This is a genomic window from Luteimonas marina, from assembly GCF_007859325.1.
Lineage (GTDB): Bacteria > Pseudomonadota > Gammaproteobacteria > Xanthomonadales > Xanthomonadaceae > Luteimonas > Luteimonas marina.
The window spans coordinates 872,938-897,786 of record NZ_VOHK01000001.1 but is presented as its reverse complement, the minus strand read 5'-3'; the positions used below and the strand labels follow the sequence as shown (position 1 = coordinate 897,786).

At 71.1% G+C, this 24,849-nt stretch carries 18 protein-coding genes; 12 read left to right on the top strand and 6 right to left on the bottom strand.

The window, feature by feature from the left end:
* Window positions 1–88: 88 nt before the first annotated feature.
* The 6 genes from araD1 to yjfF all read left to right on the top strand — a co-directional run bounded on the left by araD1 (window position 89) and on the right by yjfF (window position 7,223).
* Window positions 89–1,096: an AraD1 family protein gene (gene araD1, locus FQY83_RS04125; protein ID WP_146385240.1), complete on the top strand. Its 1,008-nt coding sequence runs from the start codon at window positions 89–91 to the stop codon at window positions 1,094–1,096.
* A gap of 34 nt (window positions 1,097–1,130) precedes the next feature.
* On the top strand, window positions 1,131–2,570 hold the full coding sequence (locus FQY83_RS04120) for an aldehyde dehydrogenase family protein (RefSeq protein ID WP_146385238.1): 1,440 nt from the start codon (window positions 1,131–1,133) through the stop codon (window positions 2,568–2,570).
* Between the two features lie 76 nt (window positions 2,571–2,646).
* Window positions 2,647–3,624, top strand: a complete 978-nt coding sequence (locus FQY83_RS04115; protein ID WP_146385236.1) for an ABC transporter substrate-binding protein — start codon at window positions 2,647–2,649, stop codon at window positions 3,622–3,624.
* Between the two features lie 13 nt (window positions 3,625–3,637).
* Window positions 3,638–5,131, top strand: a complete 1,494-nt coding sequence (locus tag FQY83_RS04110; protein ID WP_146385234.1) for a sugar ABC transporter ATP-binding protein — start codon at window positions 3,638–3,640, stop codon at window positions 5,129–5,131.
* A gap of 20 nt (window positions 5,132–5,151) precedes the next feature.
* On the top strand, window positions 5,152–6,213 hold the full coding sequence (locus FQY83_RS04105; RefSeq protein ID WP_146385232.1) for an ABC transporter permease: 1,062 nt from the start codon (window positions 5,152–5,154) through the stop codon (window positions 6,211–6,213).
* Window positions 6,210–7,223, top strand: coding sequence for a galactofuranose ABC transporter, permease protein YjfF (gene yjfF, locus FQY83_RS04100; protein ID WP_146385230.1), 1,014 nt, complete (start codon window positions 6,210–6,212; stop codon window positions 7,221–7,223). The genes FQY83_RS04105 and yjfF overlap by 4 nt, the downstream gene beginning before the upstream one ends.
* A gap of 254 nt (window positions 7,224–7,477) precedes the next feature.
* Here the strand turns inward: yjfF and eda are convergent, their stop codons facing one another.
* The 6 genes from eda to FQY83_RS04070 form a co-directional block, all read right to left on the bottom strand.
* Window positions 7,478–8,140, bottom strand: a complete 663-nt coding sequence (gene eda, locus FQY83_RS04095) for a bifunctional 4-hydroxy-2-oxoglutarate aldolase/2-dehydro-3-deoxy-phosphogluconate aldolase (RefSeq protein WP_146385228.1) — start codon at window positions 8,138–8,140, stop codon at window positions 7,478–7,480.
* Between the two features lie 141 nt (window positions 8,141–8,281).
* The gene (edd, locus tag FQY83_RS04090; protein ID WP_146385226.1) at window positions 8,282–10,198 is read right to left on the bottom strand and encodes a phosphogluconate dehydratase; all 1,917 of its coding nucleotides are present in this window, start codon (window positions 10,196–10,198) and stop codon (window positions 8,282–8,284) included.
* A 46-nt stretch (window positions 10,199–10,244) separates the two neighbouring features.
* Window positions 10,245–10,931 (bottom strand): 6-phosphogluconolactonase, encoded by a 687-nt coding sequence (gene pgl, locus FQY83_RS04085; protein WP_146385378.1) that lies wholly within the window; start codon window positions 10,929–10,931, stop codon window positions 10,245–10,247.
* A 56-nt stretch (window positions 10,932–10,987) separates the two neighbouring features.
* Window positions 10,988–11,995: a glucokinase gene (gene glk / locus FQY83_RS04080; RefSeq protein WP_146385224.1), complete on the bottom strand. Its 1,008-nt coding sequence runs from the start codon at window positions 11,993–11,995 to the stop codon at window positions 10,988–10,990.
* Entirely contained in the window at window positions 11,992–13,413 is a 1,422-nt protein-coding gene (gene zwf / locus FQY83_RS04075) for a glucose-6-phosphate dehydrogenase (RefSeq protein ID WP_146385222.1), read from the bottom strand. The genes glk and zwf overlap by 4 nt, the downstream gene beginning before the upstream one ends.
* A gap of 18 nt (window positions 13,414–13,431) precedes the next feature.
* Window positions 13,432–14,805 (bottom strand): GH1 family beta-glucosidase, encoded by a 1,374-nt coding sequence (locus tag FQY83_RS04070; RefSeq protein WP_146385220.1) that lies wholly within the window; start codon window positions 14,803–14,805, stop codon window positions 13,432–13,434.
* Between the two features lie 188 nt (window positions 14,806–14,993).
* On the opposite strand from FQY83_RS04070, the gene FQY83_RS04065 reads away from it, so the two are divergent.
* From FQY83_RS04065 to zipA, 6 genes are all read left to right on the top strand, one after another.
* The gene (locus tag FQY83_RS04065) at window positions 14,994–16,088 is read left to right on the top strand and encodes an ABC transporter ATP-binding protein (RefSeq protein WP_146385218.1); all 1,095 of its coding nucleotides are present in this window, start codon (window positions 14,994–14,996) and stop codon (window positions 16,086–16,088) included.
* 46 nt (window positions 16,089–16,134) lie between these two features.
* Window positions 16,135–16,884, top strand: coding sequence for a trehalose-phosphatase (gene otsB, locus FQY83_RS04060; protein WP_146385216.1), 750 nt, complete (start codon window positions 16,135–16,137; stop codon window positions 16,882–16,884).
* A 249-nt stretch (window positions 16,885–17,133) separates the two neighbouring features.
* Window positions 17,134–18,912: a glycoside hydrolase family 15 protein gene (locus tag FQY83_RS04055; RefSeq protein WP_146385214.1), complete on the top strand. Its 1,779-nt coding sequence runs from the start codon at window positions 17,134–17,136 to the stop codon at window positions 18,910–18,912.
* Window positions 18,909–20,282: an alpha,alpha-trehalose-phosphate synthase (UDP-forming) gene (otsA, locus tag FQY83_RS04050; protein ID WP_146385212.1), complete on the top strand. Its 1,374-nt coding sequence runs from the start codon at window positions 18,909–18,911 to the stop codon at window positions 20,280–20,282. The genes FQY83_RS04055 and otsA overlap by 4 nt, the downstream gene beginning before the upstream one ends.
* Window positions 20,283–20,532: 250 nt before the next feature.
* Window positions 20,533–24,036: a chromosome segregation protein SMC gene (gene smc, locus FQY83_RS04045; protein WP_146385210.1), complete on the top strand. Its 3,504-nt coding sequence runs from the start codon at window positions 20,533–20,535 to the stop codon at window positions 24,034–24,036.
* A 28-nt stretch (window positions 24,037–24,064) separates the two neighbouring features.
* Window positions 24,065–24,802: a cell division protein ZipA gene (zipA, locus tag FQY83_RS04040; RefSeq protein WP_146385208.1), complete on the top strand. Its 738-nt coding sequence runs from the start codon at window positions 24,065–24,067 to the stop codon at window positions 24,800–24,802.
* The last annotated feature ends 47 nt before the right edge of the window (window positions 24,803–24,849 follow it).

Sequence of the window (24,849 nt, the reverse complement as noted above, 5' to 3'; positions counted from 1 at the left end):
ATCGATTCCAAGCCTAAATGAATTGGATGCATATCCATCAACCCGGCAGAATGCGGGTTGGGCATTCACCGGAACACGAGCTGCGCAGATGCGACTGATCCAGCTGAGGGACGAGGCCGGGACTACCCGGACAGGCGTGGTCGATGCCGATGGCGGACAGGTGCGGGTGCTCGATGCCCCAGGCGGCACCTACGCCCTCGCCAGCGCCGCGATCGAAGCCGGCCGCAGCCTCGCCGCGCAGGCCCACGCCACGCCGGGCGACGCTCGCCTCGACTACGCCGCCCTGCTGCAGGCCGGCCGCGTGCTCAGTCCGCTGCACCATCCCGATCCGGCGCACTGCCTGGTCACCGGCACCGGCCTGACCCATCTCGGCAGCGCCGCCGCACGCGACGCCATGCACCAGAAGCTGCAGCAGCAGGCGGAGGAAGGCACGCTCACCGACTCCATGCGCATGTTCCAGTGGGGCGTGGAGGGCGGCATCCCCACGCCCGGCCAGCCCGGCGCGCAGCCGGAGTGGTTCTACAAGGGCGACGGCGCGATCGTCGCCGCGCCCGGCGCCGACCTGCCGTCGCCCGATTTCGCGCTCGACGGCGGTGAGGAACCGGAACTGGTCGGCCTCTACCTGATCGGCCCCGACGGCACGCCGCACCGGCTGGGCTTCGCGATCGGCAACGAGTTCTCCGACCACGTCACCGAGCGCCAGAACTACCTCTACCTCGCGCACTCCAAGCTGCGCGCCTGCGCGATCGGCCCGGAGCTGCGCGCAGGCCCGCTGCCGCGCGATCTGCGCGGCACCAGCCGCCTGCGCCGCGGCGACGCCGTGGTCTGGGAGAAGCCCTTCCTCACCGGCGAGGCCAACATGTGCCACTCGCTGGAGAACCTCGAATACCACCACTTCAAGTACGCCGCGCACCGGCGTCCGGGCGACGTGCACCTGCATTTCTTCGGCACCGCCACGCTCAGCTTCGCCGACGGCGTGCGCGCGCAGCCGGGCGACGTGTTCGAGGTCGAACTGCCGGAGCTGGGCGCGCCGCTGCGCAACCCGCTGCGCACGATCGCGGCCGGGTTCGCACCGGGCGGGGTGCGCGCGCTGTAGCAGCGGCGGGAAAGGACACGCAAGGAGAAGTACCGTGAGCGAACAACGCTTCAGCAGCTACATTGCCGGACAGTGGGTCGAAGGCGACGGCAGCCATGCCGACGAGAACCCGTCCGATCTCGACGTGCCGGTCGGCCACTACGGCACGCTCGACGCCGCGCGCGCCGCGCAGGCGGTGGACGCGGCCGGCGCGGCGCTGCCGGCCTGGTCGCTGTCCAACCCGCAGCAGCGCGCCGACATCCTCGACTTCGTCGGCAGCGAGATCCTCGCGCGCAAGGCCGAACTGGGCCGCCTGCTCGCGCGCGAGGAGGGCAAGACCCTGCCCGAGAGCATCGGCGAGGCTGCACGCGCCGGGCAGATCTTCAAGTTCTTCGCCGGCGAGGCGCTGCGCATCCCCGGCGAGAAGCTGGCCTCGACGCGTCCGGGCGTGGACGTGGAGATCACGCGCGAGCCGGTCGGCACCGTCGGCATCATCGCGCCGTGGAACTTCCCGCTGGCGATTCCGGCGTGGAAGATCGCGCCGGCGCTGGCTTACGGCAACACGGTGGTGTTCAAGCCGGCGGAGATCGTGCCGGGCTGCGCCTGGGCGATCGCGGAAATCCTTTCGCGCTCCGGCCTGCCCGAGGGCGTGTTCAACATGGTGCTCGGCAGCGGCCGCGTGGTCGGCCAGGCGATGGTCGAGCACCCGAAGCTGGACGCGCTGACCTTCACCGGCTCGGTGCCCACCGGCCACGCGCTGCTCAAGCAAGCCGCGGCGCGCGCGCTCAAGGTGCAGATGGAGATGGGCGGCAAGAACCCGCTGGTGGTGCTGGCCGACGCCGACCTCGACACCGCGGTGGAATGCGCGGTCAACGGCGCGTTCTTCTCCACCGGCCAGCGCTGCACGGCGTCAAGCCGGCTGATCGTGGAGAACGCGGTGTACGACGAGTTCGTCGCGCGCGCGCAGGCGCGTCTGGCGAAGGTCAGGGTCGGCGATCCGCTGGAGGCGGGGATCGACATCGGCCCGGTCGCCAGCCGGCAGCAGCTCGACACCGACCTGTCCTACATCCAGGCCGGCCACGACGACGGCGGCGAACTGCTCGCCGGCGGCGGGCGCGTGGAAGGGAAGACGAAGGGCCACTACCTCGCGCCGACGCTGTTCGCGGCGAAGCCGTCGGACCGCATCGCCCGCGAGGAAATCTTTGGGCCGGTGGCCGCGGTGCTGCGCGCCGACGACTACGAGCACGCGCTGGCGCTGGCCAACGACACCGAGTTCGGCCTGTGCGCCGGCATCTGCACCACGTCGTTGAAGCACGCCACCCACTTCAAGCGCCACGCACAGGCGGGCATGGTGATGGTCAATCTGCCGACCGCGGGCGTGGATCCGCACGTGCCGTTCGGCGGGCGCAAGGCATCGAGTTACGGGCCGCGCGAGCAGGGCCGTTACGCGGCGGAGTTCTACACCACGGTCAAGACCGCCTACACCGCGGCCTGAGGCCGCCGCGGGCATGCGCCGGCCGGGCTGTGGCAGCATGCGGTTGGCGTCAACACATCGACTTCGGGAGGGTGCGATGCGACAGGTTCTGGGAGTGGCGACGCTGCTGTGCGCGGTGGTGCTGGCCGGTTGTTCCGGTGGCGACGACGCGCAGGGCGCGGCTGCGGGCGGTGGCGCGATCACGGTCGGCTTCAGCCAGGTCGGCGCCGAGAGCGAGTGGCGCACGGCCAATACGCGTTCGGTGAAGGAGGCGCTGGCCGCGCCGGAATTCAACCTCAAGTTCTCCGACGCGCAGCAGAAGCAGGAGAACCAGATCAAGGCGCTGCGCTCGTTCATCGCCCAGCGCGTGGACGTGATCGCGTTCTCGCCGGTGGTCGAAACCGGCTGGGACACGGTGCTGCGCGAGGCGAAGGCGGCGAACATCCCGGTGGTGCTGACCGACCGCGCGGTGAACGTGTCCGACGATTCGCTGTATGCGACCTTCATCGGCTCGGACTTCGTCGAGGAAGGCCGTCGCGCTGCGCAATGGCTGGTTGGCGACAGCGAAGGCAAGGCCGGCCCGGTGCGCATCGTCGAGCTGCAGGGCACGGTCGGCTCGGCGCCGGCCAACGATCGCATGAAGGGCTTCAAGGAGGTCATCGACGGCGACGACCGCTTCCGGATCGTGCGTTCGCAGAGCGGCGACTTCACCCGCGCCAGGGGCAAGGAGGTGATGGAAGCCTTCCTCAAGGCCGAGGGCCGCAACATCGACGTGCTGTTCGCGCACAACGACGACATGGCGATCGGCGCGATCCAGGCGATCGAGGAGGCCGGGCTGAAGCCGGGCAGCGACATCCGCATCGTCTCCATCGACGGCGTGCGCGGCGCGTTCGAGGCGATGAAGGCGGGCAAGCTCAACGCGACGGTGGAATGCAATCCGCTGCTCGGCCCGCAGCTGGCGGACCTGATCCGTGACGTGCACGCCGGCAACGAGGTGCCGAAGCGGGTGACGGTGGACGAGGGCGTGTTCACGCAGGAACAGGCCGAGGCCGAGCTGCCCAATCGCGGATACTGACCAGGGGCCGCCGTTGAGCGTCGTCCTCCACGCCGAGGGACTGCACAAGCGCTTCGGCGCCACGCGCGCGCTCGACGGCGCCGGCCTCCGCCTGTGCGCAGGCGAGATCCACGCGCTGATGGGCCAGAACGGCGCCGGCAAGTCGACCTTGATCAAGCTGCTGACCGGCGTGGAAACGCCGGATGCCGGCACGGTCGTGCTCGACGGCCGCACCATCGCCCCGGCCAACCCGCTCGACGCGCAGCGCGAGGGCATCAGCACCGTCTACCAGGAAGTGAACCTCTGCCCGAACCTGTCGGTGGCCGAGAACCTTTACGCCGGCCGCTACCCGCGTCGGTTCGGCCTGGTCGACTGGAAGCAGGTGCGCGCCGGCGCTCGTGCGCTGCTGCAGGCGCTGAACCTGGATCTCGACGTGGACCGGCCGCTGTCGGCCTATCCGGTCGCGATCCAGCAGATGGTCGCGATCGCGCGCGCGCTTGGCGTCCGCGCGCGCGTGCTGATCCTCGACGAACCCACCTCCAGCCTCGACGAAGGCGAGGTGCGCGAACTGTTCGCGGTGATGCGCCGCCTGCGCGGGCGCGGCATGGCGATCCTGTTCGTCACCCACTTCCTCGACCAGGTCTATGCGGTGGCCGACCGCATCACCGTGCTGCGCAACGGCGGCCTTGTCGGCGAGTACCTGCCGGCGGAACTGCCGCAGGCGGCGCTGGTGAAGGCGATGGTCGGGCGTGAGGTCGAACTCGCCGGCGTCCGCGACGCCGATGCGGGCCCCGCCGCCGACGGTCCGGTCGTGGTCGAGGCGCGCGGGCTCGGGCGGCGCGGCAGCCTGCAGCCGGTCGACCTGCAGCTGCGCGCGGGCGAAGTGCTCGGGCTCGGCGGGCTGCTCGGTTCCGGCCGCACCGAACTCGCGCGCCTGCTGTTCGGCCTCGACCGCGCCGACAGGGGCGAACTCGTGATCGATGGCGCGCAGGCCGAACTGCACCATCCCGCCGACGCGGTCGCGCGCGGGCTGGCGCTGTGCCCGGAGGAGCGCAAGACCGAAGGCATCGTCGCCGGCCTGTCGGTGCGCGAGAACATCGTGCTGGCGCTGCAGGCGCGGCGCGGCTGGCGGCGCTCGCTGCCGCGCGCGAAACAGGACGAGATGGCGGCGCACTACGTCGCCCTGCTAGGGATCAAGGCCGCCGGTATCGAGACCCCGGTTGGCGCGCTGTCCGGCGGCAACCAGCAGAAGGTGGTGCTGGCGCGCTGGCTCGCCACGCAGCCGAGGCTGCTGGTCCTCGACGAACCCACGCGCGGCATCGACATCGCCGCCAAGCAGGAAATCATGGCCGAAGTGGTGCGCCTCGCGCGGCAGGGCATGGCCGTGCTGTTCATCTCCGCCGAGATCGAGGAGCTCACGCGGCTTGGCGACCGCATCGCCGTGCTGCGCGAACGCCACAAGGCCGGTGAACTGCCCGGCGGCAGCGACGGCGACCAGGTGCTCGCCCTGATCGCGGGGCAGGGCTGATGGCGCGCGGACGATCGCCCATGCCCACGCCCGCCGCCGAACCGCCGCGGCCCTCGCTGGCGCAGCGCGCCTTCGCGCATCCGCTGTTCTGGCCGCTGCTGGCGCTGGCCTTGCTGCTGCTTGGCAACGGCGCGTTCAATCCTGGTTTCCTGTCGCTGGAATGGCGCGACGGGCGGCTGTACGGCAACCTGGTCGACATCGCCAACCGCGCCGCGCCGTTGATCCTCGTGTCGCTGGGCATGACCCTGGTGATCGCGGTGCGCGGGCTCGACATCTCGGTCGGCGCGGTGCTCGCGATCTCCGCGACCGTCGCCGCGTGGACCATCACCCGCATGACCGCGGGCGGCGGCGGCGGGCTCGCGCCGCTGTTCGCCGCGGTCGCCGCCGCGCTCGGCGCGGCCGCGCTGTGCGGGCTGTGGAACGGGCTGCTGGTGGTGAAGGTCGGCATGCAGCCGATCATCGCCACGCTGATCCTGATGGTGGCCGGACGTGGCATCGCGCAACTGGTCAGCGACGGCCAGATCCTGACGATCTATTACGCGCCGTACGCCTTCCTCGGCAGCGGTTTCGTGCTCGGCCTGCCGTTCGCGCTGTTCGTGGTGGTGGCGGTGTTCGCGGGGCTGAAGTTGCTGCTCGACGGCACCGCGCTCGGCCTGTTCGTGCGCGCCATCGGCCACAACCCGGTCGCCGCGCACGTCGCCGGCGTGCGCGCGAAGGCGATCACCCTGGCCCTGTACGTGTTCTGCGGCTTCTGCGCCGGACTGGCCGGCCTGCTGGTCAGCGCCAACGTCGCCAGCGCCGACGCCAACAACGCCGGGCAGTTGCTCGAACTCGACGCGATCCTCGCCGTCGCGCTCGGCGGCACCGCGCTGGCGGGCGGGCGCTTCAGCCTCGCCGGCAGCCTGGTCGGCGCGCTGATCATCCAGACGCTCACCACCACCATCTACGCGATCGGCATTCCGCCGCAGGTGAACCTCGTGGTCAAGGCGCTGCTGGTGCTGGCGGTGCTGCTGCTGCAGTCGCCCGAATTCCGCGGGCAGCTCAAGGCGCTGGTGCAGCGCCCGGCAAGGGGGCGGGCATGAGCGCGGTGCCGCTGCGCGGCCTGCTGCGGCCGGGCGGATTCGCGCGCCTGTGGCGCGATCCGCGTTACGTCTCGCTCGCGGCCACCGTCTCGCTGTTCCTGGCGATGTCGATCGCCGGCGGCGTGCTGTACGACGGCTTCCTGTCGCCGCAGGTGTTCCTCAACCTGTTCATCGACAACGGCTTCCTGCTGATCGTCGCGGTCGGCATGACCTTCGTGATCCTCACCGGCGGCATCGACCTGTCGGTGGGCGCGGTGGTCGCTTTCAGCACGGTGCTGCTGGCGAGCCTGGTGCAGCGCCACGGCTGGCATCCGCTGGCGGCGATCGCGCTGGTGCTGGCGCTGGGCACGGCCTTCGGCGCGCTGATGGGCGTGGCGATTCAGCGCTACCGGCTGCAGCCGTTCGTGGTGACGCTGGCCGGCATGTTCCTCGCCCGCGGCGCGGCGATGCTGGTGAGCGTGGACTCGATCGGCATCGACCATGCCTTCCACGTGGCCGTGGCCAGCCTGCGGATCCCGCTGGGTGGCGGCGCCTCGCTGTCGGTCGGTGCCGCGATCGCGCTGCTGGTCGTCGCCGCCGGCGCGGTGCTGGCGGGCATGACCCGCTTCGGTCGCACGGTGTACGCGATCGGCGGCAGCGAACACTCCGCGCGGCTGATGGGCCTGCCGGTGGACGCGACCCTGGTGCGCGTGTACGCGCTCAGCGGCTTGTGCTCGGCGCTGGGCGGCGTGGTCTGCACCTTCTACATGCTCAGCGGCTACAGCCTGCACGCGACCGGGCTGGAGCTGGACGCGATCGCGGCGGTGGTGATCGGCGGCACCCTGCTCGCCGGCGGCAGCGGCTACGTGCTCGGCACCCTGTTCGGGGTGCTGGTGCTGGGCCTGATCCAGACCCTGATCGTGTTCGACGGCACGCTCAGTTCGTGGTGGACGAAGATCGCCATCGGCGCGCTGCTGCTGGCGTTCTGCCTGATGCAGCGGTTGCTGGCACGGCGAGGTGGGATGGGATAACACCGGAATCCCGTGCCGTCGCGGGCCCCCCGTGTCGTCGCGGAACGCCGCGTCGTCATGGAATCCCGTGCCGTCATCCCAGCGAAAGCTGGGATCCATGTTGACGTTTGCGCGCCCCCGAAAATGGATCCCGGCTTTCGCTGGGATGACGACAGGCAAGGTGGACGTCGGAGAGTGACGACAATGGCGACTCGATACGGCTTCCTGTTGATGCTCGCAGAGAGCTGATGTCGTATGCGATGCCGGACTTCCCGTCAGCCCGCCGCGCGCGCCTTCGCGATGATCGCGGCGGCCTTCGCCGCGCTGTCGCGGACCTTGCCCCAGTCGCCCGCGGCCAGCCAGTCCCTGGGCACCATCCACGAGCCGCCGATGCACAGCACGTTCGGCTGGGCGAGGAATTCGCCGGCGTTGGCTTCGGTGATGCCGCCGGTGGGGCAGAGCTTCAATCCCGCGATCGGGCCGGCGAGGCCCTTGAGCATCGCCAGTCCGCCGACCGCGCTGGCCGGGAACAGCTTGCACACGCGGAAGCCGTGTGCCATCAGCGACAGGAATTCGGTCGGCGTGGCGCCGCCGGGCACGGCCGGGATGGATGCCTCGGCCAGCGCCTCGGCCAGCGCCGGCGGCGTGCCCGGCGTGACCAGGAAATCGGCGCCGGCGTCGATCGACTGGCGGATGTGTTCGGTGTTGAGCACGGTGCCGGCGCCGATGACGATGTCCGGCAGCTCCTTCTTCAGCGCCGCGAGCGTCTCCAGCGCGGCCGGCGTGCGCAGGGTGAGTTCGAGTGACTTCAGACCGCCTTCCAGCAGCGCCTCGGCGATGCGGCGCCCCTGGTCGACGCTGTCGGCGGTGATGACCGGCAGGATGCCGGCGTCGAGCAGGAGGTGTTCGGCGCGTTGCTGGAGGGATTCGATGGTCATGGGGATTGGGAGGTGGAGGTCATTGGTGTGGGCGGCAGGAAGGACCGGCTGTCATCCCGAGCGCAGCGAGGGATCTTGTTCCCGGCGACCGGATGCAAGATCCCTCGCTGCGCTCGGGATGACAAGGTCCGGCCGAAAGCATCAGGCATCCTTCGCCTCATGCGGCGCCTCGGCCGCAGCATGCGGATCGTCGCCCAGTTCGTACTCGGCATCGTAGTCCCACTGTCCGCCGTCGCGCGCGGGCGGGCCGCAGGAGATCGACAGCGCGCCCTGGTCGGCGGGCGAGACCATCGCGCGGTTGAAGGCGAACAGGTTGCGGCCGATGTCCCAGGCGCAGTGCGAGGTGTTCGGCGCGCAGTCGCGCTCGGCCCATTCGCCGGCGTCGACCAGGGCTTCGAGCGTGCCGGCCTCGCCGTCGAGGCGAACGATGTCGCCCTCGCGCAGCTTGCCGATCGGGCCGCCGCGCGCGGCTTCCGGGGTCAGGTGGATGGCCGCGGGGATCTTGCCCGACGCGCCAGACAGGCGGCCATCGGTGACCAGGGCCACGCGCCGGCCCTGGTTCTGCAGCATCCCCAGCAGCGGCGCCAGCGAATGCAGTTCCGGCATGCCGTTCGCCTTCGGGCCCTGGTAGCGCACGACGGCGACGAAATGCTCGGGCAGCAGACCGGCGGCGTGCAGCTTGTTCAGCGCGCGCGGATCGTCGACCACCACCGCCGGCGCCTCGATCGTGCGGAACTCCGGCTTCACCGCCGACAGCTTGATCAGTGAACGGCCGAGGTTGCCGCGCAGCAGGCGCAGGCCGCCCTGCGCTTCGAACGGTGCGGACGCGGGGCGTACCACGTCCTCGTCGCCGCTGGTCGCCACCGTGGGCGTGAACGCCAGCGCGCCGTCGGCGAGCGTCGGTTCGTCGCACCAGGCGCGCATGCCGCCGGGCAGGACGGTTTCGGGGTCGGGATGCATCAGCCCCGCGTCGAGCAGTTCGCGGAACACGAAGCCGATGCCGCCGGCGGCGTGGAAGCGGTTCACGTCGGCCTCGCCGTTGGGATACACGCGGGCGAGCAGGGGCACGACCTGCGACAGCGCGTCCATGTCGTCCCAGGTCAGCGAGATGCCGGCCGCGCGCGCGACCGCGATCCAGTGGATGGTGTGGTTGGTCGAGCCGCCGGTGGCCATCAGCGCGACGATCGCGTTGACGATCGCACGCTCGTCGATGATGCGGCCGAGCGGGCGGTAGTCGCCGCCGAGCGCGCTGATGCGCAGCGCGCGTTCGGTCGCGGCGCGGGTCAGCGCGTCGCGCAGCGTGGTGCCGGGATTGGCGAACGAGCCGGGCAGCTGCACGCCCATCGCCTCCAGCAGCACCTGGTTGGAGTTGGCGGTGCCGTAGAAGGTGCAGGTGCCGGGCGCGTGGTAGGAAGACGCTTCGGCCTCCAGCAGTTCCTCGCGCGTGGCCTCGCCGGCGGCGTAGCGCTCGCGCACCTCGGCCTTCTTCTTGTTGGGGATGCCGGGCGTCATCGGCCCGGCGGGCACGAACACCGCCGGCAGGTGGCCGAAGGCCAGCGCGCCGATCAGCAGGCCGGGCACGATCTTGTCGCAGATGCCCAGGTACACGGCGCTGTCGAACATGTCGTGCGACAGCGACACCGCGGTGGCCTGCGCGATCGCGTCGCGCGAGAACAGCGACAGCTCCATGCCGGCGCGGCCCTGGGTGACGCCGTCGCACATCGCCGGCACGCCGCCGGCGACCTGGGCGGTGGCGCCGAGGCTGCGTGCATGTTCGCGGATCAGCTGCGGATAGGTTTCGTAGGGCTGGTGCGCCGACAGCATGTCGTTGTAGGCGGTAACGATGCCGAGGTTGGGCGTGGCGTCGCCGCGCAGGCGCGACTTGTCGGTCGGGCCGCAGGCGGCGAAGGAGTGGGCGAGGTTGCCGCAGCTCAGCCGCGTGCGGTTGGGGCCGGCCTGGTGCATCGCGTCGATGCCGGCGAGGTAGGCGGCGCGCGAGGCGCGGCTGCGGCGGCGGATGCGCTCGGTGACGTCGTGGAGGATCGGGTGCAGGCTCATTGGCGTTCTGGCGATGAGGCGTGTCTGGGGCGTCGCGACCGCGCGGTCATGGACACCAGTGGATGTCCAGCGTCGCGCCGGGCGTCAGGAAGGCGATCCGCGCGGGGTACTCGTGCGGGTCGTTGCCGTCGAGCACGCGGTCGAGCAGCTTGCGCTTGCTTTCGCCGCGGATCAGCAGCAGGCGCGTATGCGCGGGCGCGAGCCCGGCCGGCGTCAGGCTGATGCGGCGCAGGAACTTGCCCGCGCCGGGGCAGCCGGTGGCGTCGGCGGAGACATAGGCCGCGCGCGACTCCAGCGCGGCGTCGAGGCCCTGCATGCGCGGGAACAGCGAGGCGGTGTGGCCGTCCTCGCCCATGCCGAGCACGACCACGCCGGGCGGCGCTTGCGCGTGCAGGTTGGCGGTGTTCACCGCCTCCTCGATGCTGCGGCCGGGGCGGGTGATGTTCTCGAAGCGCGCCTTGGTGGCGTTGTTCTGCAGCAGCGATTCGCGCACCAGCCGCGAGTTGCTGTCGGGATCGTCCGGCAGCAGCCAGCGTTCGTCGACCAGGGCGATGTCGACGCGGTCCCAATCCAGCGGCGCCTTCGACAGCGCGGCGTACACCGGCGCCGGCGTGCTGCCGCCCGACAGCAGCAGGCGCGCGCGCGGCTTGTGCTGCAGGTCGCGCGCCAGCACCGAGGAGATCGCCACCGCCGCGCCCCAGGTCCACTGCATCTGCGACTCGTAGCTGTGCATGCGCACCCGCGGGCGGAAGGCCGGGTGGGCGGATTCGGGGCGGGCGTCGTGACTGGTCACGCCGGCTGCGCCTCCAGCGCTTCCTGGCGCGCGATCGCGGCGGTGCCGAGCAGGCCGGCGTGCGGATGCAGCACGGCGAGCGAGGGCACCCGCGCCATCGTCGGCGAGAAACGGCCCTTGTGCTCGAAGCGCTGGCGGAAGCCCGAGTGCTGCAGGGCGTCGAGCATCTTCGGCACCAGGCCGCCGGTCAGGAACACGCCGTCCCAGGCGCCCAGGGTGAGCACGAGGTCGCCCGAGATCGCGCCGAACACGGCGCAGAACACGTCGACCGCGCGCATGCAGCGCGGATCGCCGGCCTGGGCGCGCGCGGTGATGTCGGCCGGCTGCAGCGGGCCGGGATCCTCGCCGGCGAGTTCGCTCAGCGCGCGATGGATGTTGACCAGGCCCGGGCCGCAGATCAGGCGTTCGTTGGAGACGCGCCCGAACTGCGCCGACAGGCGGTCGAGGATCGCCAGTTCCTCCGGCGTGCCGGGCGGGAAGCTGACGTGGCCGCCCTCGGTTTCCAGTGGGTACTGGCGGCCGTCGCGGATGACCAGGGCGCCGACGCCGAGCCCGGTGCCGGGCCCGAGGATGGCGTAGGTGCGGTGCCGTGGCGATTCCTCGCGGATCCAGGGCACGCCGCCGATCTGCGCGATGTCGCCGGGCTGCAGCAGCGGGATCGCCATCGCCTGCGCGGCGAAATCGTTGATCAGGGTGACGCGCTCGAAGCCGAGCTGGGCCTGCGTGCGCGGCCGCGAGATCACCCAGGGATGGTTGGTGATGCGCGCCTCGTCGCCGTCGACGCGGCCGGCGACGGCGAACACGCCGTGGCGGATGCCGGTCTCCTGCTCGCCGGTCTCGTGCAGGTAGTGGCGCGCGGCCTCCGCCAGCGAGGGGAAGTCGGCCACCGCGAAGGCCTGCACGCTGTCGGCGAGCAGCGGCGTGTTCGACGCCGGGTCGGCCAGCGCGAAGCGGGCGTTGGTGCCGCCGATGTCGGCCAGCAGGACGCGCGACTCGCCGCTCATCCGCCGCGCCCACCCTTGCCGCCGACGGTGCGCGGCAGGAACGGCGCGGCGGCGGCCGGCCCCCACGAGCCGGCGGGGTATTCCTGCACCGGCGTACCGGCCTGCTGCCAGGCGGCGCTGACGCTGTCGATCCAGCGCCAGGCGGCCTCGACCTCGTCGTCGCGCACGAACAGGGTCTGGTCGCCCTTGAGCGCGTCGATCATCAGCCGCTCGTAGGCGATGCGGCGCTTGGGCGGCAGCATCGCCAGGTCGAGCGACATCGGCAGCAGTTCGGTCGCGCCCCATTCCGGCGCGGCGAGGCTGCCCATCAGGCCGAGCTCGATGGTCTCTTCCGGCTGCAGGCGCATGCGCAGGCTGTTGGGGCGGGCGTGTTGCCCGTCGGGGCGGCCGAACACCCAGTGCGTGACCGGCTTGAAGTTGACCATCACCTCGGTCGTGCGCGAGGGCATGCGCTTGCCGGTCACCAGCCGGAACGGCACGCCGGCCCAGCGCCAGTTGTCGATCCAGGCGCGCAGGCCGACGAAGGTTTCGACAGCGCTGTCAGCCTTAAAACCTTTCGCCGCCGCGCCTTCCACCACGCCCGGGCCGTAGCGGCCGCGCACGCTGTCGGCGGCGGCGTCGGCGGCGGTCATCGGGCGCAGCGCGCGCAGCACCTTGCGCTTCTCGTCGCGGATGCTGTCGGCGTCGAGCACGGCCGGCGGCTCCATCGCGATCAGCGCCAGCAACTGCAGCATGTGGTTCTGCACCATGTCGCGCAGCGCGCCGTAGTCGGCGTAGTAGCCCTCGCGGCCGTCCACGCCGGCGGTTTCGGCGACGATGATGTCGACCGACTCGATCCAGCGGTGCTGCCACACGGCCTCGAGCAGGGTGTTGCCGAAGCGCAGCGCCAGCAGGTTCTGCACCGGCGCCTTGCCGAGGTAATGGTCGATGCGGAAGATCCGCGACTCGTCCAGCGCCGACTTGAGCGTGGCGTCGATCTCGCGCGCCGAGGGCAGGTCGTGGCCGATCGGCTTCTCCAGCACCAGCCGCGACGGCGGCTCCAGCAGGCCGGCGGCCTTGAGCCCGTTGCAGGCGGATTCGAACAGGTTCGGCGGCGTCGACAGGTAGCTGACCGCGGGGCGGTCGGCGTAGCGCGACAGGGTCGCGGCCATGCCCGCTGTGTCGTTGAGGTCGAGCGGGTGGTAGTGGATGCGCCCGAGCAGGCTGTCGAGGGCGCCGTCGTTGCGCGAATCGCCGTTGCCGATGCGCCCGCGCAGCCAGGCGCGGAAGCCCTCGTCGTCGTGCTCGGTGCGGCCGATCGCGATCACCCGGAAGGATTCCGGCAGCAGCCGGTCGCGCAGCAGGTGCAGCAGCGAGGGGAACAGGTAGCGTTGGGCAAGGTCGCCGGTGGCGCCGAACAGCAATAGGGAATCGTGCATGGACGCCGGCGTCTGCTCTCAGTAGGGAAGGGGATCGGACAAGATACGTCCGTGGCTGGCAATGATGCCAGAGTACCAGCGGGCGCTGTCCTTCGGGGTGCGCGCCTGGGTTTCGTAGTTGACGTGGACGATACCGAACCGTTTGGAATAGCCCAGCGACCACTCCAGGTTGTCGAGCAGCGACCAGGCCATGTAGCCGCGCACGTCCACGCCGGCCGCGATGGCGTCGTGGATCGCGCGCAGGTGCTTTCGGATGTAATCGATCCGCAGCGGATCGCGCACGCGGCCGTCCTCGGCCGCCGCCGGGTCGAAGAACGCCGCGCCGTTCTCGGTCACGTACAGCGGCAGGTCGCCGTAGGTCTGCTTGAACCACAGAAGCAGGTCGGTCAGTCCCTGCGGGAATACCTCCCAGCCGGTTTCGGTATAGGTGCCCAGCGGCTGGCGCACGCCGCCGGCCTTGAGCGGATAGCTGTCGTTGGCGGTGGTGACACTGCGCGTGTAGTAGTTGATGCCGACGAAGTCGAGCGGCTGCACGATCAGGTCGAAGTCCTCGGCGGGGAACTCGGGCCAGGCGTCGCCGAAGATTTCCCTGAGTTCGGGCGGATAGTGGCCGAGCAGGGCGGGGTGCAGGTACTGCTCGTTCATGTAGGCGTGCGCGCGACGGGTGGCGGCCGCGTCTTCCGCCGAGTCAGTGGCCGGGTACTTCGGTTCGATGTTCACCACCAGCCCGATCTCGTGCTGGCCTTCGGCGCGGTAGGCCTGCACCGCCGCGCCGTGCGCGCGCATCAGGTTGTGCGAGGCGATCGGCGCTTCGTATTTGCTGCGATGCCCGGGGGCGAGGGCGCCGTGCAGGTAACCGCCGTCGGTGACCACCCAGGGCTCGTTGAGCGTGACCCACTTCTTCACCCGGCCGTCGAGCGCGCGGTAGAGCACGCGGCCGTATTCGGCGAACCAGTCGGCGCAGTCGCGGTTGAGCCAGCCGCCGCGGTCGTCGAGCGCGGCCGGCAGGTCCCAGTGGTAGAGGGTGAGCAGCGGCTCGATGTCGTTGGCCAGCAGTTCGTCGACCAGGCGCGAATAGAAGTCGAGGCCGGCCTGGTTCACGCGGCCGCTGCCCTCGGGCAGGATCCGCGACCACGAGGTGCTGAAGCGGTAGGCCTTCAGGCCCAGCTCGCGCATCAGCTTCACGTCGTCCTTCCAGCGCCGGTAGTGGTCGCAGGCGACGTCGCCGGTGTCGCCGTTGAGCGTCATGCCCGGCGTGTGCGCGAAGCGGGTCCAGATGCTGGGGCCGGCGCCATCGGCCAGCGGCGAGCCCTCGATCTGGTGGGCGGCGGTGGCGGCCCCCCAGAGGAAGCCCTGCGGAAACGTGAAATCCCTGTCGGACGAGCGAGACATTGGCGACCTGTTCCTGCGCCGCGGCACGGCAGCGGTGGTATGAAAACGATTACATGCCAGAATACCGCAATCGTCCGGGCCAGTGTATGCGGAGCGCGCCGGGCTGCGGACCCTGTGCATTCGTATTCGTGCGCGGGGTCGCGCGGCGTCGCGCCCGCCGGACGACCGGCATCCGAGCGGGAGGAACGATGGCGCGCGTGCAGCTCGACAACCTGCGCAAGGTGTATCCGAACGGCCACGTCGGCGTGGCCGGCGCCAGTTTCGAGGTCGGCGACGGCGAACTGCTGGTGCTGGTGGGGCCGTCGGGCTGCGGCAAGACCACGCTGCTGCGCATGATCGCGGGGCTGGAGACGATCTCGTCGGGCACGCTGCGCATCGGCGAGCGCGTGGTCAACGACGTCGCGCCGAAGGACCGCGACATCGCCATGGTGTTCCAGAGCTACGCGCTGTACCCGCACATGAGCGTGGCGGAGAACCTCGCGTTCGCACTGAAGCTGCGCGGCATGGACAGGGCGGCCATCGCTGCGCGCGTGGCCGAGGCGGCGAGGGTGCTCGAACTCGACGGCCTGCTGCAGCGCAAGCCCGGGCAGCTGTCGGGCGGGCAGCGCCAGCGCGTCGCGCTCGGCCGCGCGCTGGTGCGCCAGCCGCAGGTGTTCCTGCTCGACGAACCGCTGTCCAACCTCGACGCCAAGCTGCGCGCCGGCATGCGCGTGGAGATCGCGCGGCTGCACCAGCGGCTCGGCGCGACCATGGTCTATGTCACCCACGACCAGATCGAGGCGATGACCCTCGGCCAGCGCATCGTGGTGATGAAGGACGGGGAGGTGCAGCAGATCGACACGCCGATGGCGCTGTACGAGCGCCCGGCGAACCTGTTCGTCGCCACCTTCCTCGGCAGCCCGGCGATGAACGTGCTGCGCGGGCGGCTGCAGCGCGAGGGTGGCTGGACGCTGGAACTGGCCGACGGCACGCGCCTGCCGCTGCCGGCCGACGCCGGGCTCGACGCCGCCTGGCACGGGCGCGAACTGCAGGTCGGCGTGCGCCCGGAGCACCTGCTGCGCGCGGACGAGGGCGATGCCGGGGCGTTCGCGGCCTTCGTCGATGTCGTCGAGCCGGTCGGCAGCGAGGTCTACGTCAACCTGCGCCTTGGCGAGCAGGCGCTGGTCGCGCGCCTGCCACCGGGCGACGTGCCGGTGCCCGGCGGCACGCTGCACCTGCGCGCGTCGCCGGCGCACCTGCATGCCTTCGACCCGGAGGACGGGCGCGCGCTCATGCGCGGCTGAGGACATCTTCATCGCGCGTAGTCGCGATCCGGGCGATGATGGGCGCATGACAGTCGACGGCGCCCCCCTCCTGCCGCCGCCACCGCCGTTGTCCGATCGCTGGGCGCTGTTCCTCGACGTCGACGGCACCCTGGTGGAATTCGCGGACCATCCCGAGCGGGTGCAGGTGTCCGCAAGCCTCGTGCAACGCCTCGCCGCGCTCGCCGATGCGATGGATGGCGCGCTGGCGCTGGTCAGCGGGCGCCGGATCGAGATGCTCGACCGCATGTTCGCGCCGCTGCACCTGGCCGCCGCCGGCATGCATGGCCTGCAGCGCCGCCGCGCCGGCGAGGACCTGCCCGAACCGGCCGCGCCGCCGGTCGCGCTGCAGGCGACCAAGATGCTGGCGAAAACCTTGCTCACGCGCTATCCGCAGGCGCTGCTGGAAGACAAGGGCGAGGCGATGGCGCTGCACTGGCGCGCGATGCCCGAGGCTGCCGCCGACCTGCAGGCGTTCGCGATCCAGGCGCTCACGCGCCTGCCCGGCTACCACCTGCAGCCGGGCGACCACGTGGTCGAACTGCGCCCGCAGCGCGCCGACAAGGGCGTCGCGATCGAGGCCTTCATCGGCGAACCGCCGTTCCGGGGTCGCCCGCCGGTGTTCGTCGGCGACGACCTGACCGACGAGCACGGCTTCGAGGTGGTCAACGCGCACGGTGGCCTCAGCGTGCTGGTGGGCGATCGCGCGGACACGGTCGCGCGCCACCGCCTGCCGGACATCGCTTCGGTGCATGCATGGCTGGGTGTCGACCCATGACATGGGATGAACCCTTGTCGTCCCGCTACTACCCTTGTCATCCCGAGCGTAGCGAGGGATCTTCTTTCCGAAGACATTCAAGGCGGGATCCCTCGCTACGCTCGGGATGACATCGGAAGCCACCCTTGGCGCGGGACGGTTCATTTCATTCCCGCCTGGCCAGCCTTCGGCGGTTGCCGGGCGCTTCGCGGGAATGGCTTGGAGTCCGGATTTCCCGGAATTTCCCGCACGACGCGACAGGAGAGACACATGCAGCAGACGCTCGACCTCGGCGTGATCGGCAACGGCAGCTTCGGCGCGCTGATCGACCGGCAGGCGCGCGTGGTCTGGAGCTGCCTGCCGGCATTCGACGGCGATCCTGCGTTCTGCGCGCTGCTGTCGCCGGGCGACCACGACGGCGGCGACCTGGCGATCGAGTTGGAGGACTTCGCGCGCAGCGAGCAGCACTACGTCACCAACACCGCGATCCTGCGCACCGTGCTGCACGACCGCCACGGCGGCGCGGTGGAGATCGTCGATTTCGCGCCGCGCTGGAAGCAGAACGGGCGCATCTACCGGCCGGTGTCGATCGTGCGCCGGGTCACGCCGCTGGCGGGCACGCCGCGCATCCGCGTCCGCGCCCGCCCGCTGGCCGACTGGGGCGCGCGCCTGCCCGACGCCACCTGGGGCAGCAACCACATGCGCTGGCTGCTGCCCGGCTTCACCCTGCGCCTGACCACCGACGTGCCGATCCGCTTCGTGCGCGAGGGCACGCCGTTCGTGCTCGGCGAGACCGTGCACCTGGTGTTCGGGCCCGACGAATCGCTGCTGCGTTCGATCGGCGGCTACGTCGAGGAGGCGCTGGGCCGCACCGAGGCCTACTGGCGCGAATGGGTGCGCTACCTGTCGGTGCCGCTGGACTGGCAGGAGGCGGTGATCCGCAGCGCGATCACTCTCAAGCTGTGCCAGTACGAGGACAGCGGCGCGATCATCGCCGCGATGACCACCTCGATCCCCGAGGCGCCGGACACGCCGCGCAACTGGGACTACCGCTACTGCTGGCTGCGCGACGCGGCCTTTGTGGTGCGCGCGCTCAACCGGCTCGGCGCGACCAAAAGCATGGAGGAGTTCCTGCGCTACATCTTCAACATCGCCACCCACGACGGCAGCCTGCAGCCGCTGTACGGCATCGACTTCGCCGAGCAACTGGAGGAAACCGAGGTGCCGAGCCTGCGCGGCTACCGCGGCATGGGGCCGGTGCGGCGCGGCAACCTGGCCTGGGTGCAGAAGCAGCACGACGTCTACGGCAGCGTGGTGCTGGCCTCGACCCAGCTGTTCTTCGACCAGCGCCTGTCGCAGCCGGGAGACGCCGCCGCGTTCGGCCGGCTGGAGCCGCTGGGCGAGCGCGCCTGGGCGCTGCACGACCAGCCCGACGCCGGCCTGTGGGAATTCCGCGGCCGCGCCGAGGTGCACACCTACACCGCGGCGATGTGCTGGGCCGCCTGCGACCGGCTCGCGAAGATCGCGCGCCTGCTCGCGCTCGACGACCGCGCCGCGTACTGGCGCACGCGCGCCGACGCCATCCACGCCACCACCGTCGAACGCGCCTGGCGGCCGGAAGCGAACCACTTCAGCGCCTCCTTCGACAGCGACTACCTCGATGCCTCGCTGCTGCTGCTCACCGACATCGGCTTCCTGTCCGCGGACGATCCGCGCTACGTCGCCACCGTCGACGCCATCGGCCGCGACCTGCGCCGCGGCGACGCGCTGTTCCGCTACGTCGCGCCGGACGATTTCGGCGCGCCCGAAACCAGCTTCACGATCTGCACCTTCTGGTACATCGACGCCCTGGCCGCGACCGGCCGCGGCGACGAGGCGCGGGCGATGTTCGAGCGCCTGCTCGCGCGCCGCAACCACCTCGGGCTGCTGTCGGAGGACCTCGCCTTCGACGGGGGCGAGGCCTGGGGCAACTTCCCGCAGACCTATTCGCACGTCGGCCTGATCATCGCCGCGATGCGGCTGTCGCGCAGCTGGATGGAGGCCTCGTGAGCCGGCTGGTCGTCGTCTCCAACCGCGTCGCCGTGCCGGGCGAGGACCGCGCCGGCGGGCTCGCGGTGGGGCTGGAGGCGGCGCTGAGGACGCACGGCGGCCTGTGGTTCGGCTGGAGCGGCAAGACGGTGCGCGAGGACAGCGGCCGCCTGCACGAGCAGTCCGAGGGCGACGTGCGCTACGTCACCATGGACCTCGACCGGCGCGACCACGACGATTACTACAACGGCTTCGCCAACCGCACCCTGTGGCCGCTGCTGCATTCGCGCCTGGACCTGGTCGACTACGCGCGCGAGACCCGCGAAGGCTACCGCCGGGTCAACGCCCTGTTCGCCGACCGGCTGGCGCCGCTGCTGCGCAAGGACGATGCGGTGTGGATCCACGACTACCATCTGATCCCGCTGGCGGCGCTGCTGCGCGAGCGCGGGATCGATTGCCGCATCGGCTTCTTCCTGCACGTGCCGATGCCGTCGGCGGACCTGGTCTCGGCGCTGCCCGAGCATGCGCGGCTGTTCGGATCGCTGTACGCCTACGACCTGCTCGGGTTCCAGACCTCGCGCGACGCGGACCGCTTCCGCACCTACGCGCGCATCTTCGGTCGCGCGACCATCGACGGCGACGGCACGGTGGTGCTGCCGGGCGGCGGTCGGGTGGCGGTGACGTCGATCCCGATCGGCATCGACGCGACCCGCATCGCCAGCCAGTCGGCCGCCGCGGTCAACAAGCCGGCCGTGCGCGCGCTGCGCGAGAGCCTGAGCGGGCGCCTGCTCGCCATCGGCGTCGACCGCCTCGACTACTCCAAGGGGCTGCCGGAGCGCTTCCGCGCTTTCGGCCGCTACATCGAGCGCCATCCGTCCGAGCGCGGGCGCCTGACCTTCCTGCAGATCGCGCCGGTCTCGCGCGGCGACGTCGCCGAGTACCGACACCTGCGCGACCAGCTCGAAGGCATCGCCGGGCACATCAACGGCACCCACGCCGAACCCGACTGGACGCCGCTGCGCTACGTCAACCGCAATTTCGCCCACGCCACCCTGACCGGCTTCTACCGCGCCGCCAAGGTCGCGCTGGTGACCCCGCTGCGCGACGGCATGAACCTGGTGGCGAAGGAGTACGTGGCGGCGCAGGACCCGGAGGACCCCGGCGTGCTGGTGCTGTCGATGCTGGCCGGCGCCGCGGCCGAACTCGACGCCGCGCTGCTGGTCAACCCCTACGACCTGGACGGCGTGGCGGACGCGATCGCGCGCGCCTCGACCATGTCGCGGGAGGAACGCCGCGAGCGCTGGCAGTCGATGATGCGGCCGATCGCCGGCAGCGACATCCACGCCTGGTGCCGGCAGTTCCTCGACAGGCTGGCCGAGGTGGCGACCTGAGTCGCGCCTGTTGTCCTTCCTCCACAGGCGGGGGAGGGAGCCATCCGCGCGCGATGGCCGGAATCAAGGCGCTGAATATCGCTTGTCTGCCCCCGGGACGGGGCCCGGAGCGACCGCTATACTCGCGGATTCGAATGAACTCCGGGTCACATCGACCCAAGTACATTCAATGACTTGCGAGTCATTCCCGCCATTTTGCACGAATAACAGGGCCGCGCCGTGACGCGTGGCCGGGGCCACCGAACGCCGCATGCGCCTGTCCACGATCAAGCTGTCCGGTTTCAAATCCTTCGTCGATCCCACCACGCTGCACCTGCCGACCAACATGACCGGCGTGGTCGGTCCGAACGGCTGCGGCAAGTCCAACATCATCGACGCGGTGCGCTGGGTGATGGGCGAAAGCTCGGCCAGCCGCCTGCGCGGCGACTCGCTGACCGACGTGATCTTCGCCGGCTCCACCGCGCGCAAGCCGGTGTCGCAGGCGACCGTCGAGCTGATCTTCGACAATTCCGACCACACCATCTCGGGCGAATACGCCGCCTTCAACGAGATCTCGGTCAAGCGCACCGTCGGCCGCGACGGCCAGAGCGGCTACTACCTCAACGGCGCCAAGTGCCGCCGCCGCGACATCACCGACCTGTTCCTCGGCACCGGCCTCGGCCCGCGCAGCTACTCGATCATCGAGCAGGGCATGATTTCGCAGGTGATCGACGCCAAGCCGGAAGATCTGCGCGTCTACCTCGAGGAGGCCGCCGGCATCTCCAAGTACAAGGAGCGGCGCAAGGAAACCGAGACCCGAATCCGCCACACCCGCGAGAACCTCGATCGCCTGAGCGACCTGCGCGAGGAAGTCGGCAAGCAGCTCGAACACCTCAAGCGGCAGGCGCGCCAGGCCGAGCAGTACACCGCGATCCAGGCCGAGCGCAGGATCCGCGACGCCGAGTGGAAGGCGCTGGAGTTCCGCGCCCTCGACGCCCAGCTGCAGGGCCTGCGCGAAGGGCTGTCGCAGGAGGAAACCCGCCTGCAGCAGCTGATCGCCGAGCAGCGCGAGGCCGAGCGCGAGCTGGAAACCGGCCGCGTGCGCCGCGAGGACGCCGGCGCCGCGCTCAACAAGGCGCAGACCGAGAGTTACGAGGTCGGCGGCACCCTGGCGCGGGTCGAGCAGCAGATCGCGCACCAGCGCGAAATGGCCGAACGCCTGCACAAGGCGCGCGAGGAAACCCGGCACGCGCTGGAGGAGATCGGCGCGCACATCAGCGGCGACGAGGCGAGGCTGGAAGTGCTGCAGGCTGCGATCGCCGACGCCGAGCCGCAGCTGGCCGCGCTGCGCGAGGACGACGAGGTCCGGCAGGAAGCGCTGCGCAACGCCGAGGAAGCGCTGGCCGACTGGCAGCAGCGCTGGGAGGCGCACAACCGCGAGCAGAACGAGGCCTCGCGCGCCGGCGACGTCGAGCGCACGCGCGTGGACTACCTCGACCGCCAGTCGCTCGACGCCGACCGACGCCGCGAACAGCTGGGCAGCGAGCGCAGCGCGCTCGACCTCGCCGCGCTGACCGAGGCCTTCGAGACCATCGCCCTGCGCCACGAGGAGCAGAAGGCCGCGCTCGACGGACTGAACGAGGACCTCGAACAGCGCAAGCAGGCCGCGGTCGACCTGCAGGACCAGCAGCGCACCGCGCAGAACGAATTGTCCGAAGTGCGCAAGCGCGCGCAGGAAGCCCGCGGCCGGCTGTCCTCGCTGGAGACGCTGCAGCATGCCGCGCTCGGCCAGGAGCAGGGCGTCGCGGTCGAATGGCTGCGCCAGCGCGGGCTGGATTCGGCCGCGCGCGTGGGCGAGCGGCTGACGGTCGAGCCGGGCTGGGAGAACGCCGTCGAAGGCGCGCTCGGGCAACTGATCGAGGGCGTGCTGGTGGAGGCGCCGGAGACGCTGGTCGATGCCCTGGGCGAACTGGGCGAGGGGCGGCTGGCGCTGGTGTCCGCCGAGGCCGGTGACGCGACGTTCGCGCCGACCTCGCTGGCGGCGAAGGTGCAGGGCCCGCTGGCGATCCGCCGCCTGCTGGCCCGCCTGCACGCCGCCGAAGACCTGTCGGAAGCGCGTGCGCTGCAGGCGCGGCTGGGCGAGGGCGAATCGGTCATCACCCGCGGCGGCGAGCGCCTCGGCGCCGGCTGGGTGCGCGTGGTGCGCTCGGGCGCGGCCAAGCAGGGCGCGCTGCTGCGCGAGCGCGAGATCAAGGAACTGCGCGCCGCGATCGAGGAACTGCAGCACCGCGAGCAGGAGCTGGAGCGCGGCATCGCCGCCTGGCGCGACCGCCTGCTGGTGGCCGAGCAGCAGCGCGAGGACGCGCAGCGCGCGCTCTACCTCGCGCACCGCGGCGTGTCGGAGCTGGCCGGCCAGCTGCAGGGCCAGCAGGGCCGGGTGGACACCGCGCGGGCGCGGATCGAGAAGATCGACGGCGAACTCGCGCAGTTGGTGGAAACCATCGACAGCAGCGCGCAGCAGGCGCGCGAGGCGCGCTCGAAGCTGGAGGACGCCGTCGGCCGCATGGCCGAACTGGAAGGCGTGCGCAATGCACTGGAAGCCGAGCGCCGCACGTTCGCCGAAGCGCGCGATGCCGCCCGCGCCGCCGCTCGTGAATCGCGCGACACCGCGCACGCGCTGGCGCTGACCCTCGAATCGCAGCGCGCCCAGGTCGTGGCGCTGGCGCAGGCCCTGCAGCGCATGGGCGGCCAGCGCGGCCAGCTCGACGCACGGCTGGGCGAACTCGCCTCGCAGCTGTCCGAGGGCGACGCCCCGGTGGTCGCGCTGGAGCAGCAGCGCCAGGCCGCGCTGGAGCAGCGCGTGGTCGCGGAGAAGGCACTGGCGGCCGCGCGCTCGGCGCTGGAAGGCGTCGACAACGACCTGCGCGCGTTCGAGCGCACCCGCCACGAGCGCGAGGAGCAGGCGCTGGCGCAGCGCGAGGCGATCTCGCAGCGCCGCCTCGACCAGCAGGCGCTGGCGATCAGGGCCGAGCAGCTCACCGCGGCCGTGGTCGAGGCCGGCTTCGTGCTCGAAGAGGTGGTCGCCAGCCTCGCCGCCGACGCCCAAGCCCCGGCCTGGGAAAAGATGGTCACCGACTTCGACGCCAAGCTGCGCAGGCTCGAGCCGGTCAACCTCGCCGCCATCCAGGAGCACGCCGAGGCCGCCCAGCGCAAGGAATACCTCGACGCGCAGGACGCCGACCTCACCACCGCGCTGGAAACCCTGGAAGACGCGATCCGCAAGATCGACCGCGAGACCCGCGGCCGCTTCAAGGACACCTTCGACCGCGTCAATTCCGGCGTGCAGGAGCTGTATCCGCGCCTGTTCGGCGGCGGCCACGCCTACCTCGAACTCACCGGCGAGGACCTGCTCGACACCGGCGTGGCGATCATGGCGCGCCCGCCGGGCAAGCGCGTGTCGAACATCTCGCTGCTGTCCGGCGGCGAGAAGGCGATGACCGCGGTGGCGCTGGTGTTCGCGATCTTCCGCCTCAATCCGGCGCCGTTCTGCCTGCTCGACGAGGTCGATGCGCCGCTGGACGAGGCCAACGTCGGCCGCTTCACCAACATGGTGTCGGAGATGAGCGAGCAGGTGCAGTTCCTGTTCGTCACCCACAACAAGGCGACGATGGAAGCTGCGCAGCAGCTCAGCGGCGTTACCATGCGCGAGCCGGGCGTGAGCCGCCTGGTGTCCGTCGACCTGGCCGAGGCGGCGCGCCTGGCCGGCGCCGCGTGAGGCCCCGCACGATCCCCGGAGGACCCGCATGACCGAACTGCGCATTGGCATCCTCGTGGCCGGCCTGATCCTGCTGGCGGCGATCTGGTACTTCGGCACCCGGCCGCGCCAGGGACAGGGACGCAAGCGGCCGCGCGAGGATCGTGGCGAAGGCGAGCGCATGGAGCCCACGCTCGGCGCACAGATCGAACGCGAACTGGCCGACGCCCCCGAAGGCGCCGGCGAGGAGATCGTGCAGACCGAGATGGACCTGCTCGACGGCGCGGTCGGCGCCGCTTCGCCCAACAGCGAACTGGGCAAGCGCACCAGCGACGACTTCGACAAGATCGTCACCCTGTACATCGCGGCGAAGGCCGGTCAGGTGCTGCGCGGGCCGGACATCGTGGTCGCCGCCGAGAAGGCCGGCCTGACCTACGGCCACATGAACGTGTTCCACCGGCTGGTGGAGAGCCATCCCGAGCGCGGGCCGATCTTCAGCGTCGCCAACATCCGCAAGCCCGGCAGCTTCGAGATGTCCGAGATCCAGGCGCTGGAAACCCCGGCGATCGCCTTCTTCCTGACGCTGCCGGCCCCGGTCAGCGCGCTCGACGCCTGGGACGCGATGCTGCCCGCCGCCCAGCGCATGGCCGAACTGCTCGACGGCGTGGTGCTGGACGAACAGCGCAACGCCCTCGGCCGCCAGCGCATCGCCGGCCTGCGCGACGAACTGCGCGCCTGGGACCGCGAGAACGAAGCGCCGCCGGTGACGCGCAGTCCGCGCTGGTAGGTCGGCGGCGGTTTGCCCCCACCCCAACCCTCCCCCGCAAGCGGGGG